Here is a 16,516-nt window from a genome sequence, read left to right as displayed (position 1 = left end):
CTTTTCCTACTCGAACGGCACCGGCGGCATCTTCACGACCTGTGCGGCGTAGCTCAGGCCCGCGCCGTAGCCGAGCAGCAGGGCGGTGTCACCGGGCTTGGCCTTCCCGGTGGACAGCAGGTGCTCCATGGCCAGCGGGATCGACGCGGCGCTGGTGTTGCCGGTGGTCTCGATGTCGTTGGCAACCGGAACGCCCTCGCGCAGCTTGAGGTTCTTGGCGAGCAGTTCGTTGATCCGGGAGTTCGCCTGATGCGGGACGAAGACGTCGAGGTCCTCGGACCCGACCTTCGCGGCGTCGAGTGCCCGCTGCGCGACCTTGCCCATCTCGAATGCCGCCCAACGGAACACCGCGGTGCCCTGCATCCGCACGTAGGGGCGCTGCTCGCGGTCGCTGTCGAGGAAGGTGACCCAGTCGATGTCCTGCCGGATCGCGTCGAACTGCGTGCCATCACTGCCCCAGATGACCGGCCCGAGTTGCTGATCCTCGGTCGGTCCGACGACGACCGCACCGGCGCCGTCGCCGAAGATGAAACAGTTGGTGCGATCGGTCATGTCCATCGTCACCGAGAGCTGTTCGGCGCCGATCACGAGGACGTGCGTCGCGCTGCCGCCGCGGACCATGTCCGAGGCCAGCGCCATCGCGTAGCCGAATCCAGCACAGCCGACGGTGACGTCGAATGCGGGAACGCCGTTGCAGCCGAGTTCGGTGGCCACCTTGACCGCACCGGCCGGCGTCAACAACAGGTGTGTGTTGGTGGCGAGGATCACGGCGTCGATGTCGGAGCCCGACAGCAAGGCGTTGGCGATGGCGGTGCGCCCGGCGTTCACCGACATCTCCACGACGGTCTCGTCGCGACGGGCGAAGCGCCGAGTCTTGATCCCCGTGCGGGTGTAGATCCACTCGTCGGAGGAATCGATCAGCTCGCAGATCTCGTCGTTGGTGACGACGCGCTCGGGGCGGTACGCCCCGATGCTGAGCATGCCGATGTTCTTGATCCCCGCGGTATCCGCGATGTCCACCATGACAAACCTTTCGCTATGCGACCTGACATAGACGGTCTCACACGATCACGCTACCGGGAAGTAGGGACGGTCGGACGTCCGGATGAACGTGGTGCCGGCTACCGCCCGTCGATCATCGCTCGGTAGCGCGCACTGTCGGCGACCATCTGTACGCCCGGATCGTCGGACGGCGGTGCCCACACGTCCGGCGTCGGCGAGAGCTTGAGCTGCCCGGACTTCAGATCGGCCAGAACGGTGGTGAGCCATCCGAGTTCCGCCCTGGCCTCGGCCGCCCGCAGATCGGTACTGCGCAACGCGTGCGGTGGCACCCGGGGATTGTCGGCCGGGTCGGTCGCGCCGGACAGCTCGGAGACGATCTCGGTCAATGACGTGAGTCGCGCGCTGAGCCATCCGATCGCGCGTTCCTCGCCGATCAGCGGCAACAGACCGAATGCCGCGTGCAGGTCCCGGCGATCGAAGATGTCGACGGTGACGATCGACGTCTCGATGAGGCGCTCGAGTTCGGCACGACCGTCGTCGGTGAGTTCGTAGACCGCGACGTCCCGTGCGCCGTCGGGCAGATCGTGTCGCCGCAGCAGTCCGTCGGAGGTCAGGCGCGTCAGTCCGTGGTAGATCGACCCCGGATTGACATGTGCCCAGCGGTCGACCTGCCAGCTGAGCAGTTCGCGCCGGATCTGGTAACCGTTGACCGGTTCGAACAGCCCCACCGCCCCCAGCAGCAGCAGGCGGGTGGTCGTGGCTCCCATGACTTCGCAGGGTAGCCGACACCCGGCGCTGAGCGGCGGACAGTCGTTGACCGCAATCCGATGAATCCTGGAGACCTGGCGGGTCGGTCTCTGTGCGAGATCGTCGTCGGAAAATGCCATTGACTTCCGACGAGGTCACTGGGATAGTCGCAAGAGTATTCAAACTTGAATAGTGGGGAGAATCCATGATCCACGCACGCGGGCTGGTGCAGACGTTCGTCACCGGCCGGGGAAAGAACAAGCGAGAGGTACGCGCCGTCGACGGCGTCGACCTCGACATCGCCGAGGGCGAGGTGGTCGGCTTCCTGGGACCCAACGGTGCCGGCAAGACCACCACGTTGCGCATGCTGACCACGCTGCTGCGGCCCACCGCGGGTACTGCCACGGTCAACGGATACGACGTCGTCAAGGACTCGGTGATGGTGCGGCGCAGCATCGGCTACGTGTCGCAGGCCGGCGGTGCCTTCAGTCAGGCGCGCGCCGGCGACGAGGTCGTCGACCACGGCATGCTCTACGGGCTGACGCGGCGCGAGGCGACCGAGACCGGCAAACAGCTGTTCGGTCAGCTGCAACTCGACGGTCTCTGGGATCGCATGCCCAAGAACATGTCGGGTGGGCAGAAGCGCAGGCTCGACATCGTCATGGGGCTCGTGCACAACCCGACACTGGTGTTCCTCGACGAACCCACGACGGGACTCGACCCGCAGGCGAGGGCCAATCTGTGGGAGCACATCCGCAAGTTGCGTACCGAACGCGGCGCCACGGTATTCCTAACCACGCATTACCTCGACGAGGCCGACGAACTGTCGGACCGCATCAACATCATCGACAACGGCATCATCGTCGCGGCCGACACCGCCGACAACCTCAAAGCCCAGGTCTCCGGCGATCTCGTCGACATCGAGGTCGCCGACGACGCATGGGTGTCGAGTTCCGCCGAGAAGCTCGCCTCGATCGCGTCCGACGTCGAGACCGACGGGCGCCACGTCCGCGGTCGGGTCCGGCGAGCCGGCCGTGAAGTGCCCGGCCTGCTGCGCGACCTCGACTCCGTCGGCGTCGACCTCGACTCGATCGAGGTGATCCGGCCCACCCTCGACGACGTGTTCCTGACCCTGACCGGCCGCTCGCTGCGCGACGCGCAGGACGAGAAGCCGGCCGACGACACCATGATCGACGACGAATTGTCGGTCGAAACCCTCCCGGCACAAGGAGTGACGCAGCGATGACCATGGTCCGCGAGAGCAACATCGTGTTCCGGCGTCAGATCCGGATGAACCTGCGCAACCCGGCCTGGGTGTTGATCGGCATCATGCAGCCGGTGATGTACCTGGTGCTGTTCGGGCCGCTGCTCAAACCGTTGGTGAGCCAGTTCCCGGGCGGCTCCGACAACGCCTACACGTTCCTGGTGCCCGGACTCCTGGTGCAGCTGGGCATGTTCGGTGCGTTCTTCGCCGGATTCGGTTTGATCGGGGAATGGCGCGAGGGGGTGATCGAGGCCGAGCGTGTCACGCCCGCGAGTCGCACCGCGCTGCTCACCGGAAGGCTGACGCGCGACGTCGCGCAGCTGTTCGTGCAGGCGGTGATCCTGGTGGTGCTCGGTCTGCTGATGGGCATGAGGGGTTCGTTCATCGGGATCGTCGTGGGGATCGTGATCACCCTGCTCGTCGGCGGCGCCTGTGCGGCCGCATCGAATGCACTGGCGCTCACGACCAAGAGCGAGGACGTCATGGCCCCGGTGATCAACATGGTGATGATGCCGGTGCTCCTGCTCTCCGGAATCCTGCTCCCGATGACCCTCGGCCCGGCCTGGCTGCAGAAGCTCAGCGACTTCATGCCGTTCCGATGGGTCGTCGACGCGGTGCGCTCGTCCTTCGCCGGTGACATCGCGTCGTCCACCGTCTTCTGGGGACTGGTCACCGCGCTGATCCTGTCTGCGCTCGGAACATGGTGGGGGACTTCGGTTTTCCGCAAGGAGAATGCGTGATCTTCGTGGCTCGGCTGGCGCCTCGCGCCACCATGCCGCTGATCGAGTAAGGCTCCGAGCGAAGCGAGGCGCCGCATCGAGATCCCTAGAACTCGCCACCCCCGGGCGGCCGGCAGGTGATCTCGATGCGCGGGCTCGCAAGCTCGCTCGCTTACTCGATCAGCGGGGAGGGAACCTTTCGGATCAGGTTCGGAGCGGCGGAGGGTGCGCGCGGTTCCTTCGTCGCCGGGCTTACTCGCTCAACGAGGGGTGCGCTCGGCTCGTCAACCCGTTGGTCGAGTAAGCGACCGAGCGCTAGCGAGGGAGCGCATCGAGACCGCTTGTGCGGCAATCGAAGTGGACTTCACCACTGGTCGAAGCTCGTCTCCACCGGCGCCGGGGGGAGCGTCACGACCGCGCCGGCATAGCTGAGTCCCGCACCGAAGCCGAGGAGCAGGGCGATCTGCCCGCCCTTGGCCTTGCCGGTGGCGAGCATCTCCTCCATCGCCAGCGGGATCGAGGCCGCCGACGTGTTGCCGGTGTTCTCGATGTCGTTGGCCATCGGGATGTCGTCGGCGAGGCCGAGGTTTTTCTTCATCAGCTCGTTGATCCGCGCGTTGGCCTGGTGCGGGATGAACACCTCGATGTCGTCGAGTCCCACCCCGGATGTCTCGATCACCGAGCTCAACGCCTTGGGCAAGGTGATTGCCGCCCAACGGAACACCCGAGGGCCCTGCATCGTGACGACCATCCGCCCGACGGGGTCGGTCTCGGGATCCTTGTGCTGGTAGGCCTGCGCCCGGTCCATGTACTCGGGGATGTCGTAGTTCTGGCCGATCGCCTCGGCGTTCTCGCCGTCGCTGCCCCACACGGTCGGGGAGATGCCGTTCTCGTCGCTCGGCCCGACGACCACCGCGCCGGCGCCGTCGCCGAAGATGAAGGCGGTGTTGCGATCGGTCGGTTCCATCACCACCGACATCGTCTCCACTCCGATGACGAGCACATACTCGGCCGAGCCGGATCGAATCGTGTCCGCGGCGATGCCGAGGGCGTAACCGAATCCGCCGCACCCGGCGGCGACGTCAAAGGCGGGGATCCCGTTGAGGCCGATGTCGAATGCGACGATCGGGCCACCGTGGGGGATCTTCGTCTTCCAGCTGTTGGTGGCCAGGATCAGGGCACCGATCTTCTCCTTCGGCACACCGGAGTTCCGGATCGCCCGCTCGGCCGCCTCGGCCGCCATCGACCGGGCCGACTCGTCGCCGCTGATCCACCGGCGGTTGCGGATTCCGCTGCGTTCGAATATCCACTCATCGGTCGAGTCGAGTACCTGGCAGACCTCGTCGTTGCTGACGAGCCGTCGGGGACGGCAGGCTCCGATACCCAGCATCGCGACATTCGGGTGACCGGTCCGCACTGCGATTCCCACCATGGTCTCCATTCCTCATCGAGTGGCCATTCGCGAGTGTAGGCACTGGGTCCGTCGCGATGGGGGAGGCAAAGGTCCTGCACATGGTGTGGCGTCAATCATCCCGAAGGCTCATCCCGACAGCGGCCAGACCACCGGGATCACCAGGAGCGCGACGGCGAGCCAGCCGACCATGATCGGGACGCCGAGCCGCCAATAGTCGCCGAACCGGTATCCGCCGGGGTTCATCACGATCATGTTCGCGGGGGTGGCGATCGGGGTGAGGACCGCCGCGGCCGCCGCCACACACACCACCATCAGTACGGGTCTGGCGTCGACGCCGATGTCGCCGGCGGCGGCCAACGCGATGGGGATGACGATGAGCGTTGTCGCGGCGTTGCTGATGAACTGCCCGAGGAGTGCGGTGAGCAGGAAGAGCGCCCCCAGCAGCACATACGGACTGCGATCGGCGACGAGGTCGACGATCGGCTTCGCGATGCTGTCGGCGGCGCCGCTGCTGGTCACCGCGTCCGACATCGGGATCAGCGATGCGATCAAGACGACCGTCTGCCACGACACCGCCCGGTAGGCCTGCTCGGGGTTGATGACCCCGGTGACCACCATCGCGACCGCGCCGAGGAGACCGGCGACCACGGCCGGTACCACGCCCGTCGCCAACAGGACGATCATCACCGCGAGGACTGCGGCGGCACGCGGGGCGGTGCGGCCGAGTGCGACGGTCTGGCGTCGCAGTTCCTCCGACGACGCCACCACCAGGACCTGCTGGTCTTCGGCCAGCGCGTCGATCGCCCGCCACGGTCCGTGGACCAGCAGCGTGTCACCCTCGGTCAGATTCACCACCCGCGACCCGACATCCTGGTTGCGCCGCCTGACCGACAGCACCAGCAACCCGTCGTCGGGCCGGATCATCCCGGAGAACGCGGGTGTCTTGATCCACGCCGAGCGCGGAGGGATGACGACCTCGCTGATACCCATGTCGCGGTCGACGAGCCGCCCCCCGGAGCTGTGCCGGCCGGCGACATCCTCGATCGTCAGGTTGTTCTCGCGGGCGAGGTGTTCCACGGCGGCGCCCGGACCCGACACCACGACGACGTCACCCTCCTCGAACCGGTCGCCGCTGCCGAGCAGTGCCGAGGCGCGACCACCCTGCACCGCGATCTCGACGACCTGCGCGTCGTCGCCGATGCGCTTGTGCGCGGGCCGACCCACGCAGGCCGATTCCGGGCCGACGTGCAGTCGGTAGACGCGGTTCTCCAGTCCGTAGTGGTCGACGACGGTGCCGAGATAGTTGCTGAAGTCGGTCGGCAGCGCGGTGGATTCGCGGGTGGGGAGGAGTCGGTCGCCGGCCAGCGCGATGATCCCGAACGTGAGGAACACCAGCGGGATGCCGACCACGGCGAACTCGAAATAACCGAAGTCGTCGCCGGTCGCGTTGGCCGCCGCGTCGTTGATGATGACGTTGACCGGGCTGCCGGACAGGGTGAGCATCGATCCCGCACTGCACGCGTAGGCCAGTGGGATGAGGATCTTCGACGGGAGGATGCCGGCATGTCGGGCAACCGCCACGGTCACCGGGACCAGAGCGGCGGCCGCGCCGTTGATGGTGATGAGGGCGGCCAGGACCGCGGCGAGACCGCTGACGGCGGCCAGTGCGCGGAACCGGGTGTCGCCCGCGACACGGATCAGCAGCCGCCCGGCCCACGCGGTGATGCCGGATGCCTCGAGCCCTTCGCTCACCACGAAGAGCGCGGCGATGAACGCGATGACGTTCTGCCCGAGACCCGCGGTCAGCCCGTTCACGTCGATCAGGCCGCAGAAGTACAGGGCCAGCGCGGACGCGATGCCGACCACGCCCACCGAGAGCCGGTTCCAGACGAACAGCGCGACGGTGACCGCGAGGATGAGGAGCGTCAGCGTGGCGTCGGACACCGCATCATCGTCGCACTGAGACTTCGGGTTCGCAGGCGGGCGCGGCTAATTCACCACGCGTGCACCACGTTCTGCGCGGCATCGAGGCCGTATGCGACGAGTTGCTCGGTGGCGTCGGCGCCGTGACCGATCAACAGATCGACCTCGGCCCGCGCCGACGACGGAAACGGTTTGAGCACGAAGTCGGCCGGATCCTGGCGGCCGGGCGGGCGTCCGATGCCCAGTCGCACGCGGAGATAGTCGCGGGTGCCGAGCGCCTGGCTGATCGACCGCAGACCGTTGTGGCCGCCCTCGCCGCCGCCCTGCTTGAGGCGAACGAGACCGAAGTCGATGTCCAGCTCGTCATGCAGGACGATGAGATCCCCCGGCGCGACCGAATAGAACTTGGCGAGCGGGCCCACCTGCCGTCCCGACTCGTTCATGTAGACACGGGGCTTGGCGACGAGGACCTGCTGGCCGGCGACGGTGATCGGTGCGGCGTCCACGCCGGACTTCTTGTGCACCTTCCACCGCTCGCCGGCCGAGGCGACGAGGGCATCGGCGACCATCGCGCCGATGTTGTGCCTCGTCTTCTCGTATTTCGATCCGGGATTCCCCAGTCCGACAATCAGTTTCACTGATCGAGAATCGAGCTCGACTTACTCGGACTCGGTCCCGTCGCCCTCGGTGGGCACCTCGGCGCCGGCTTCGACGGCCTCTTCCTCGAGGTCGGAGGCGGTCGGGGCCGCGTTGACCGCGACGACGAGCGCGTCGGGCTCGGTGACCAGGGTGACACCCTCGGGGAGGTTCAGGTCGCCCGCGTGGATCGACAGGCCGGCTTCCTTGCCCTCGACGTCGACGGTGATCTGCTCGGGGATCGACAGGGCGTCGGCCTCGATCTCGACGGTGTTGGCGTCCTGGACCACCAGGGTGCCCGGAGCCGCGTCACCCTCGACGACGACCGTGACCTCGACGGTGACCTTTTCGCCACGACGGATGACCAGCAGGTCGACATGCTCGATGTAGCTGCGAATGGGGTGGACGTCGACCTGCTTGGTCAGCGCGAGCTGGCTGGCGCCCTCGATGTCGAGATCGATGACGGCGTTGGTGCCGTTCGCGCGCAGGATGGCGGCGAGCTCACGAGCCGGAAGCGTCAGGTGCTGCGGATCGGTGCCGTGGCCGTAGAGGACGGCGGGAACCTTGCCCTCGCGGCGGGCGCGGCGGGCAGCGCCCTTGCCCTTCGCCGAACGGGTCTGGACTTCGAGCTTCGGCATCTGGTTTGCCATGGTGTTCTCCTCGTCTGGCGGCCCCGGGGGACCGCGGTGATCGGTGGGTCGGTCGCGGCGAACGGCGACGACCAGGAGAAACCGGCCCGGCGCAGGGCGACATGGGCCCTCGCAGGAGATCTTCTTGTCGGTCGCGCCGATAACGGTGATCGCTCACCCTCGCCGAGACAACACCGGCCAGAATAGTCGATGGCCTGGGCGAATGTCACATCGCGCCCGCCCAGCTCCCTCTCACGAAGGGCGCCCACCGGCATACTTTCCCCATGACATCGCAGACCCCCATCGACATCGTCACCACCATGCTCGACGAGTTCGCCCGTGGGAACATCGACGCGGCCATGGCCGAGATCGACGACGACATCGTCTACACCAACGTCTCCCTTCCGACGGTGCGGGGGAAGCGCAAGGTCGCCAAGATCTTTGCGCGCTTCGACGGCGGCAGATACGGCTTCAACTACCGGATGGTGAACGTCGCCTCCGACGGGCCGGTGGTGCTCACCGAGCGGATCGACGAAATCCGCATCGGCCGGGTGGCCCTGCAGTTCTGGGTGTGGGGCCGATTCGAGATCGCCGAGGGCCGGGTGGTGCTCTGGCGCGACTACTTCGACTACTTCGACATGACCAAGGCCCTGGTCCGCGGGCTGGCCGCGGCCGTCGTGCCGACAGTCCAGCGGCGCCTACCGGCGCCGGTGTGAGCGTTCGGCGCTGATCAGAGGATCTCGTCGAGCCGCTCGAGCGGACGGGCGAGTCGGGTTCCCTTGTCCGTCACCACGAATGGGCGTTCGACCAGGACCGGATGCGCCACCATCTCGTCGAGCAGTTCGTCCTCCGAGGCCGACGCGAGGTCGTTGTCCTTGTACCGGGCCTCGCGTTTGCGGGCGGCCTCGTGGACGGTCAGTCCCGCGTCGGCGAACAGTTCGGTGAGCTGCTCGCGTGTGTACGGCTCGTCGAGGTACTTGACGACGGTGGGTTCGATGCCCGCCTCGCGGAGTTTCTCCAGTGCTTTGCGGGAGGTCGAGCACTTCGGGTTGTGATAGATCGTCGCGTCCACGATCGATCACAGTACTCGGATGGATCCTTGGTTCTGGACCGTCGTGCCGCATTACGGTGAGCCGCATGACCGTTGCCGGTGTCGCGCTCCGCGTGGTGATCGTCGTGCTCGCGGTCGGCGGCCTGCTCGTCATGGCGCCCGGCTCGGCGTGTGCGTGCACGTGCGCACCGCGACCCGCCGCGGCGGTCGTCAAGGACGCGTCCGCGATCGTGGTCGGCACGCCGGTGTCACGGACGCTAGACGGCAGCGCGGTCCGCTATCGCGTCGAGGTGCGGGACAGCTACAAGGCGCGGGTGCCGCAGACGATCACCGTCCTCACGTCGTCGGACTCCGCGGCGTGCGGGCTCGACCTCCAACTCGGCACCGAACGCCTGCTGGTGCTCGGACACGCGCCCACCGGTCTGGCTGCGGCCGACGGCGAGTGGGGTGCGACGCTGTGCGACAACACCGCGATCGGCCTCGACGACGTCGTGGAGTACGCGGGCCCGACCATCGCGCCGTTCACCGACGACGCCCAGCGCAGCCCGCAACCGGTCGTCATCGGGGCGTTCGTCGCGATCGCTGCGCTGATCGCGATCCCCGGCGGCATCGTGTGGTGGCGGATCAGACGCCGCCGCCCGGACGCTCAGAACTAGGCGACACCGTCGAAAAGACTTGTGACCGAACCGTTTTCAAACACCTCGCGGATCGTCTGTGCCAGCAGCGGGGCGATCGACAGCACGGTGAGGTTCTCGAAGCGCTTCTCCGGCGGAATGGGCAGGGTGTCGGTCGCGATGACCTCTTTGGCGCCGCAGTTGGCCAGGCGTTCGGTCGCCGGATCGGAGAACACCGCGTGGGTGGTGGCGATGACGACGTCGCCGGCGCCGGCGTCCTTGAGCTTGGACACCGCCCCGGCGATGGTGCCGCCGGTGTCGATCATGTCGTCGATCAGGACGCACGTGCGGCCCTCGACCTCACCGACGACACGGTGCGCGACAACCTGATTGGCCACCAGCGGATCGCGGGTCTTGTGGATGAACGAGACGGGCGCGCCGTCGAGCGCGTCGGCCCACTTCTCCGCCACCCGCACACGACCCGAGTCGGGCGAGACGATGGCGATGTTGTCGGTGCCGTACTTCTGCCGGACGTAGTCGGAGAGCTGTCCGAGCGCGTGCATGTGGTCGACCGGGCCGTCGAAGAAGCCCTGGATCTGGTCGGTGTGCAGGTCCACGGTGATGATGCGGTCGGCCCCGGCGGTCTGCAGCAGGTCGGCGATCAGTCGTGCGGAGATCGGCTCACGCCCGCGGTGCTTCTTGTCCTGGCGGGCGTAGGGGTAGAACGGCAGGATCACGCTGATGCGCTTGGCGGAGCCGCGCTTCAGGGCGTCGATCATGATGAGGGCTTCCATCACCCACTGGTTGAGCGGCCACGGGCAACTCTGCAGGACGAACGCGTCCGATCCGCGGACCGACTCCTCGTAACGCACGAACAGCTCACCGTTGGCGAAGTCGCGGGCCGTCTGCGGGGTGACCTTGATGCCGAGTTCGTCGGCGACGGCTTCGGCGAGTTCGGGGTGGGCGCGCCCAGAGAACAGCATCAGGTTCTTCTGGTTGTCGGTGGTCCAGGTCATGGAATCTCTACTTCTCCGATGTGTGTCAATCGCCGGGCTGGTCGTGCGTGAGGTGATCGGAGTCGAGGGCCTCGAGTGCGGCGCGCGCCGACTCGGTGTCCGGGCGCTTCCGTACCACCCAGTTCTCGATATTTCGTTGTTGTCCCGCCGACACCGCGAGGGCACCGGGCGGAACATCGTCGCGCAAAACCGTACCCGCTCCGGTGTACGCGCCGTCGCCGACCTGCACAGGTGCGACGAACATGTTGTCAGAGCCGGTACGGCAATGGGACCCGATCACCGTACGATGCTTCGTCACGCCGTCATAATTCACGAATACGCTCGACGCGCCGATGTTGGAATGCTCACCGATGGTCGCGTCCCCGACATAGGTGAGGTGCGGGACCTTTGAGCCCGCGCCGATGTCGGCCTTCTTGGTCTCCACGAACGTGCCGATCTTGCCGCCGGCACCCAGCCGGGTGCCGGGACGCAGGTAGGCGAACGGACCCACATTGGTATCCGGGCCGATCTCGGAATCGCTGCCGTGGGTGCGGATGACCGAGGCGCCGGAGCCGACGGTCACGTTTCGCAGTGTCGAGTCCGGGCCGATCACCGCGTCGGCGTCGATGCTGGTGGTGCCCTGCAGCTGGGTGCCCGGCTCGATGCGGACGTCGGTGCCGATGACCACGTCGACGTCGATCCACGTGCTCGACGGGTCGACCACGGTCACGCCGGCGAGCTGATGGCGGCGGATGACCCGCCGGTTGAGCTCGGCCCCGAGCTCGGCGAGCTGCGCGCGGTCATTGCAGCCGGCGACCAGATATTTGTCGTCGACGGTATGGGCACGCACGCTGCGGCCCGCCGCGCGGGCGATCTCGACGACGTCGGTGAGGTAGTACTCGCCCTGCGCGTTGTGCGTGGACAGTTGCGACAGCGACGACCGCAGCGTCTGCGAGTCGAACGCGTAGACGCCCGCGTTCACCTCGGTGATCGAGCGCTGCTCGTAGGTGGCGTCGCGTTCCTCGACGATGGCTCGGACACCGAGCCCATCGGATGTGCGGAGGATGCGGCCGTACCCGGTGGGGTCGGCGGCGACAAATGTCGTGAGGGTGACCGCGGCACCGGTCCCCGCGCGGTGGGTGGCGAGCACCGCGGCGAGTGTCTCGCCGTCGAGCAGCGGGACGTCACCCGGGGTGACGAGCACCGTGCCGATGAAGTCGTCGGGCAGGGCGGTCAGGCCGGCGCGGACCGCGTCGCCGGTCCCGAGCTGTTTCTCCTGCTCGGCGGTGTCGACCGGACGGCCGATGCTGGCCGCGATCGCGGCGATGGGGCCGGCGATGCGGTCGCGTTCGTGACCGAGGACGGCGATGACATGGTCCGGTTCCAGCGCCGCAGCACCGCGCAGAGCGTGGCAGACCAGCGAATGACCACCGATTTCGTGCAGGATCTTCGGGGTCTTGGACTTCATGCGCGTACCGGCGCCGGCCGCGAGGACGATCACCGCGGTGTGCGCTGAGGACGGTTCCGTCATGGGGTCCGATGGTACGCAGTCCGGGTGACATCCCGGCCATCACCCGACACGTGCCCACCGAGCGAATGTTCGGGCCTGATAGAACCAAGGGGACATCCGACACTGTCACGGACCGATGGAGGCACCGCCCATGACCACTCAGAAGACCGCAATCGTCACCGGCTCCGCGCGGGGCATCGGCGCCGCCGTCGCCAAGCGCCTGGCCTCCGACGGACTCGCCGTCGCCGTGCTCGACCTCGACGCCGACGCCTGCGCCGACACCGTGAAGGCGATCACCGACGCCGGTGGCAAGGCCATCGCGGTCGGCGCCGACGTGTCCAAGGAAGAGTCGGTGGCGGCCGCCGTCGAGAAGATCGTCGAGGAGCTCGGCCCGCCGACCGTCGTCGTCAACAATGCCGGCATCATCCGCGACAACCTGCTCTTCAAGATGACCGTCGACGACTGGGACGCGGTCATGGCCGTGCACCTGCGCGGCGCGTTCAACGTCACCAAGGCCGTGCAGAAGCACATGGTCGACGCCGGCTGGGGCCGCATCGTGAACCTGTCGAGCACCTCGGCGCTCGGTAACCGTGGGCAGGCCAACTACTCGGCGGCCAAGGCCGGCATGCAGGGCTTCACCAAGACGCTGGCCATCGAGCTCGGCCGCTTCGGAGTCACCGCCAACGCGATCGCCCCCGGTTTCATCGAGACCGAGATGACCGCCGCCACCGCCGAGCGCGTCGGTGTCCCGTTCGAGGACTTCAAGCGGGCGGCCGCATCGCAGATTCCGGTCAACCGCACCGGCGTGCCCGAGGACATCGCGCACACCGCGTCGTTCTTCATCAGCGAGGGTGCGGGCTTCGTGTCGGGTCAGGTCGTCTACGTGGCCGGCGGTCCGAAGGACTGAGGTCTCGGTTGCGCAGACGGTTGTGGCACAATCGTCTGCGCAGTAATCCCCCATGGTGTAATCGGCAACACTTCTGATTTTGGTTCAGGCATTCTAGGTTCGAGTCCTGGTGGGGGAGCCATTCTGACCAGCGTAAACGCTGGGAATCGCGGGCCGCGTGCCCACTACGTGCCCATCTGCTACTCACTTCCGCCCACGGTGATCTTCTCGGGGAGGTCCTGAATCATCGCCTCGGTGATCCAGAGTGCGCGTTGGAGCGTGTCCTCCACGAACCGGAAGTAACTGTGTGCCCCGACACGGGGTCCCCGGTCCGTTCCATCCGTGGCCCGGTCGAACCATGTGGCGATGTTGTTCAGGCCCGTCTCTGGTTGCCACAGTCCAGGCCTGTCGTCGTCGCTGATCGGTTCCGACGCTGCGGCCCCGCCCCGATATACGAAGTCCACGTTCACCCGGTTGGTCCAGTCCGCGGCACCGATGGCGGACATGACAGCGTTTCTACAGGGGATTCTTGTGTCTAATCGCTCCATGAATCGTAGGACGTTGGCATAGGGCGGAGTCGCCATCGGGTGACCGAGTAGTTCCAGGTGTGGCGCTGGTTCGATGCCCGGAGATTCATACGCTGTGTGAATCGCGTCCTGGGCGTCCTCAATCGCCCGTTTCAGTCGGAACATGCTGGCGAACTCACTGTGTCCCGGTTCGGGCAACTCCAACAGTGGACGTTCGACGCGCAACACCTCCAGGCAGTCACGCGCCACGTCGATGGCGGACCACAAGAGGATATTGATAAGGGCCACATCGAGTTCGGCTTGGTGCATCGTCCGGTACGTCTGAACTTTGGCCACGACGATGTTTGAAACCACCAAGGCCGGACCGACAATTGCGAGACCTGACAGTAGGTTGACCAGCATTCCGTCCGAGTCGCGCATGAACCCCACACGGCGCAGACCGCCGACATGATGAGGCCGCCGACGGTGAGGGTGAGGGGGAGTGGGTCGCCGGATCGGCGCGCTACCCAGTTCGTAAGGAATCGCTTCACGCCCACATGCTCCCATGGCGGAACTGCGGCCGAGGCCATCCACGCCCGCCAGTACCTCCACGCCCCACCAACGACGAAACCCCCGTCCGAGTGGACGAGGGTTCCGACGAGACGCACGGCATGATGCCCGAGGGCATCTCCGAGCATATGAAGTTGTGGGACAAGCATATCCGACTATCGGACCGGGACCGTGATACCCGAGGCGCACGATGGACAGGGCACTCCGGGGGCCACCTCGTCCGGGCGTCGGCGCCCTCCACCTCCACCTCGGCCGCCCATGCCGATGCCGGGGGCCAACACGAGGCCGTCCCCGATGCCGTGGGCGGGCCGGGACCGTGAACCCCCACCCTGGTGGGCGTGAGTTGTGGCCGTACCCCTCCGGGTGGGCGCGTCGGCCCCGCCTTGTCGGCGGCCGGGACCGCTGGGTCCTCCTCCGCGTTGCTGAAGGGCGGCCAACTTGGCCCGGGACCCGTCGGCCCGCTGGGCGTTGGCGTGGGCGCGGCTCTCACCGATCACGCCACCGTTGCGGAAACTAACCAGGCGGGTGGGGTCCGGGGCGATTTTCGACCCCACGAGGTCCACGTGGCCGGAGTACCCGTTGCCCGTCGAGTGACTCTCACCGTCCAGGCGGCCACCGATGAAGGTGATGGCGTCACCGATGAGGTTCCCGATTCCCATGGCGAACTCCTTGTGAGAGAAGGGGTCCGGCCCAGGCCCCCGTGATGGTGGAGGCCTGGGCCGGAGTGGATCACTCCGCGGTGTCGATACGGACGATGGCCTCCGGCCGCGACACGGCCACCTCGAACCGGCCTTCCAGGCGGCACCGAACCTGGTTGCGCTGGAAGTCATCGTTCACGCGGTCCCACTGGACGCGGACCGCGGCGCCCGGATCACTCCAGACGATGACCGAGTTCGCGCCGATGAGATACGCGGTGTCGGCGGGGAGTTCGGTGGAGACGACCACCGGGACGCCCCACAACTTGTACTCCGCCCGGTCGAACGGGGCGCGGACGTTCTGATACTCCCCGGACCCCGAGGTGGTCGCCAGGTCAATCTCCTCCAGGGCGCCAGGCGACACGACGAACACCGCGCCCATGTAGCCCAGGGACTCGATGGCGGTCAGGGACTTCCGGGTGGTGGTGAGCAGGTCCGAGGCGAAGGCCTGGACCTGGACGCCCGATTCCCCGGCCAGGCCGTGAAGCTGGCCCGCGGCGCCGGTTCCCTGGAACACCTGGCGTTCGATGGCCAAGGCCAGGCCATACTCCATCTCCGCCTGGACGAAGGTGGTCAGGTTCGCCACGTCGGAGAGGTCATACTCCGCGATGGCGTCGGACACGTGGGCGACGACCTGGAGGGTTCGGTCCACCGGGGCCAGGCCGTAGGTGGAGGTGGGCTTGACCGCGCCCGCGGCGACCACGGCCGCGTTGTTCGCACGGCTGGTCTGCTTCAGGAACCGGAAGGCGGGCGCGGTGGTGGCCTGGGCCTCGATCACGTCGAGAACGCCACGGGGGCGACCGAGGGGGGCCAGGCCCGGGGCGACGACGGCCACCGCGGTGTGGTCGGTCAGGCTCAGTGCCTTCTGGCCGCCCGCCACGAATCCGGTATTCACCGCGGTGGCCGCGGCGGTCCGGAGTGCATCACGGGTGAGGTGGGTCTGGGCCTTGGCGCCCAGGCCTCCGGTGAAGCTGCCAGGGGCGCCCATGGCACCCGTGTCGGGGTCGATGGCCCGCAACTGGGACGGGTCGGTGACGTGGGCGGCGCGTTCGGCGCGGCCCTTCAGTTCCGCGTCCATGGCCTTGGCCAGGGTCAGGGCGTTCTGGGCGTCGTCGCGGGCCTTCACGCCCACCGCGGTCCGTGCGCCCGCGGCCTTGGCCTGGGCGACGTTGGCCGCGGCCTTGGCGCGGAGTTCGGCCGAACGGGCGTGTAGTGCCTCGTCGGACAGGTCATCGAAGTCCATGCGGCCGTCCTGGCCGGGGAGTCGTCGGATGGTCATTGGAGTGTCTCCTCTGAAGTGGGTGGAGAGGAGTCCCAGGCCCTCGGTGGGCCGCCCCGGAGAGTAGGAGGGGCGA

At 67.3% G+C, this 16,516-nt stretch carries 17 protein-coding genes and 1 tRNA gene; 6 read left to right on the top strand and 12 right to left on the bottom strand.

Annotated elements, in window-relative coordinates:
• Nucleotides 1-6: 6 nt before the first annotated feature.
• On the bottom strand, nucleotides 7-1,023 hold the full coding sequence (locus tag ACWDTI_RS08805) for a beta-ketoacyl-ACP synthase III (RefSeq protein ID WP_449737682.1): 1,017 nt from the start codon (nucleotides 1,021-1,023) through the stop codon (nucleotides 7-9).
• Between the two features lie 98 nt (nucleotides 1,024-1,121).
• Nucleotides 1,122-1,769, bottom strand: a complete 648-nt coding sequence (locus tag ACWDTI_RS08800; RefSeq protein ID WP_449737681.1) for a PadR family transcriptional regulator — start codon at nucleotides 1,767-1,769, stop codon at nucleotides 1,122-1,124.
• 185 nt (nucleotides 1,770-1,954) lie between these two features.
• On the opposite strand from ACWDTI_RS08800, the gene ACWDTI_RS08795 reads away from it, so the two are divergent.
• Nucleotides 1,955-2,995, top strand: coding sequence for an ATP-binding cassette domain-containing protein (locus ACWDTI_RS08795; protein WP_449737680.1), 1,041 nt, complete (start codon nucleotides 1,955-1,957; stop codon nucleotides 2,993-2,995).
• On the top strand, nucleotides 2,992-3,753 hold the full coding sequence (locus tag ACWDTI_RS08790) for an ABC transporter permease (protein WP_449737679.1): 762 nt from the start codon (nucleotides 2,992-2,994) through the stop codon (nucleotides 3,751-3,753). Before ACWDTI_RS08795 ends, ACWDTI_RS08790 begins: the two co-directional genes overlap by 4 nt.
• A 343-nt stretch (nucleotides 3,754-4,096) precedes the next feature.
• Here ACWDTI_RS08790 and ACWDTI_RS08785 read toward each other — a convergent pair whose 3' ends face one another.
• The 4 genes from ACWDTI_RS08785 to ACWDTI_RS08770 form a co-directional block, all read right to left on the bottom strand.
• Entirely contained in the window at nucleotides 4,097-5,164 is a 1,068-nt protein-coding gene (locus ACWDTI_RS08785) for a beta-ketoacyl-ACP synthase 3 (RefSeq protein WP_449737678.1), read from the bottom strand.
• A 108-nt stretch (nucleotides 5,165-5,272) separates the two neighbouring features.
• Nucleotides 5,273-7,090 (bottom strand): SLC13 family permease, encoded by a 1,818-nt coding sequence (locus ACWDTI_RS08780; RefSeq protein ID WP_449737677.1) that lies wholly within the window; start codon nucleotides 7,088-7,090, stop codon nucleotides 5,273-5,275.
• Between the two features lie 50 nt (nucleotides 7,091-7,140).
• Nucleotides 7,141-7,707, bottom strand: a complete 567-nt coding sequence (gene pth / locus ACWDTI_RS08775) for an aminoacyl-tRNA hydrolase (RefSeq protein ID WP_449737676.1) — start codon at nucleotides 7,705-7,707, stop codon at nucleotides 7,141-7,143.
• A gap of 21 nt (nucleotides 7,708-7,728) precedes the next feature.
• On the bottom strand, nucleotides 7,729-8,355 hold the full coding sequence (locus tag ACWDTI_RS08770; RefSeq protein WP_449737675.1) for a 50S ribosomal protein L25/general stress protein Ctc: 627 nt from the start codon (nucleotides 8,353-8,355) through the stop codon (nucleotides 7,729-7,731).
• Nucleotides 8,356-8,618: 263 nt separating this feature from the next.
• On the opposite strand from ACWDTI_RS08770, the gene ACWDTI_RS08765 reads away from it, so the two are divergent.
• The gene (locus ACWDTI_RS08765; protein ID WP_449737674.1) at nucleotides 8,619-9,050 is read left to right on the top strand and encodes a limonene-1,2-epoxide hydrolase family protein; all 432 of its coding nucleotides are present in this window, start codon (nucleotides 8,619-8,621) and stop codon (nucleotides 9,048-9,050) included.
• Nucleotides 9,051-9,064: 14 nt separating this feature from the next.
• Here ACWDTI_RS08765 and arsC read toward each other — a convergent pair whose 3' ends face one another.
• Nucleotides 9,065-9,406, bottom strand: a complete 342-nt coding sequence (gene arsC / locus ACWDTI_RS08760) for an arsenate reductase (glutaredoxin) (RefSeq protein WP_449737673.1) — start codon at nucleotides 9,404-9,406, stop codon at nucleotides 9,065-9,067.
• Nucleotides 9,407-9,471: 65 nt separating this feature from the next.
• Here arsC and ACWDTI_RS08755 point away from each other — a divergent pair, with 65 nt between their 5' ends.
• Nucleotides 9,472-10,041 carry a hypothetical protein gene (locus ACWDTI_RS08755; protein ID WP_449737672.1) on the top strand — a complete coding sequence of 190 codons (570 nt, stop codon included), beginning with the start codon at nucleotides 9,472-9,474 and terminating at the stop codon, nucleotides 10,039-10,041.
• On the opposite strand, the gene ACWDTI_RS08750 is transcribed toward ACWDTI_RS08755, so the two are convergent.
• Both ACWDTI_RS08750 and glmU read right to left on the bottom strand, forming a co-directional pair.
• Entirely contained in the window at nucleotides 10,038-11,015 is a 978-nt protein-coding gene (locus ACWDTI_RS08750; protein WP_449737671.1) for a ribose-phosphate diphosphokinase, read from the bottom strand. The genes ACWDTI_RS08755 and ACWDTI_RS08750 overlap by 4 nt on opposite strands.
• Nucleotides 11,016-11,040: 25 nt before the next feature.
• Nucleotides 11,041-12,525, bottom strand: a complete 1,485-nt coding sequence (glmU, locus tag ACWDTI_RS08745; protein WP_449737670.1) for a bifunctional UDP-N-acetylglucosamine diphosphorylase/glucosamine-1-phosphate N-acetyltransferase GlmU — start codon at nucleotides 12,523-12,525, stop codon at nucleotides 11,041-11,043.
• Between the two features lie 130 nt (nucleotides 12,526-12,655).
• Between glmU and ACWDTI_RS08740 the strand changes: the two genes are divergently transcribed.
• Together ACWDTI_RS08740 and ACWDTI_RS08735 are read left to right on the top strand one after the other, a co-directional pair.
• Nucleotides 12,656-13,411, top strand: a complete 756-nt coding sequence (locus tag ACWDTI_RS08740; protein ID WP_449737669.1) for an SDR family oxidoreductase — start codon at nucleotides 12,656-12,658, stop codon at nucleotides 13,409-13,411.
• Between the two features lie 46 nt (nucleotides 13,412-13,457).
• Nucleotides 13,458-13,532: transfer RNA gene (locus ACWDTI_RS08735), tRNA-Gln, on the top strand.
• 58 nt (nucleotides 13,533-13,590) lie between these two features.
• Here ACWDTI_RS08735 and ACWDTI_RS08730 read toward each other — a convergent pair.
• The 3 genes from ACWDTI_RS08730 to ACWDTI_RS08720 form a co-directional block, all read right to left on the bottom strand.
• Nucleotides 13,591-14,337 (bottom strand): hypothetical protein, encoded by a 747-nt coding sequence (locus ACWDTI_RS08730; protein WP_449737668.1) that lies wholly within the window; start codon nucleotides 14,335-14,337, stop codon nucleotides 13,591-13,593.
• Nucleotides 14,338-14,621: 284 nt separating this feature from the next.
• A complete protein-coding gene (locus ACWDTI_RS08725) occupies nucleotides 14,622-15,125 on the bottom strand; it encodes a hypothetical protein (RefSeq protein ID WP_449737667.1) in 504 nt (167 codons plus the stop codon).
• Between the two features lie 70 nt (nucleotides 15,126-15,195).
• A complete protein-coding gene (locus tag ACWDTI_RS08720) occupies nucleotides 15,196-16,440 on the bottom strand; it encodes a phage major capsid protein (RefSeq protein WP_449737666.1) in 1,245 nt (414 codons plus the stop codon).
• Nucleotides 16,441-16,516: the final 76 nt, after the last annotated feature.

This window comes from Gordonia sp. NPDC003424 (assembly GCF_053588655.1).
The sequence above is the reverse complement of the archived record's forward strand: the minus strand, read 5'-3'. Positions and strand labels throughout refer to the sequence as shown.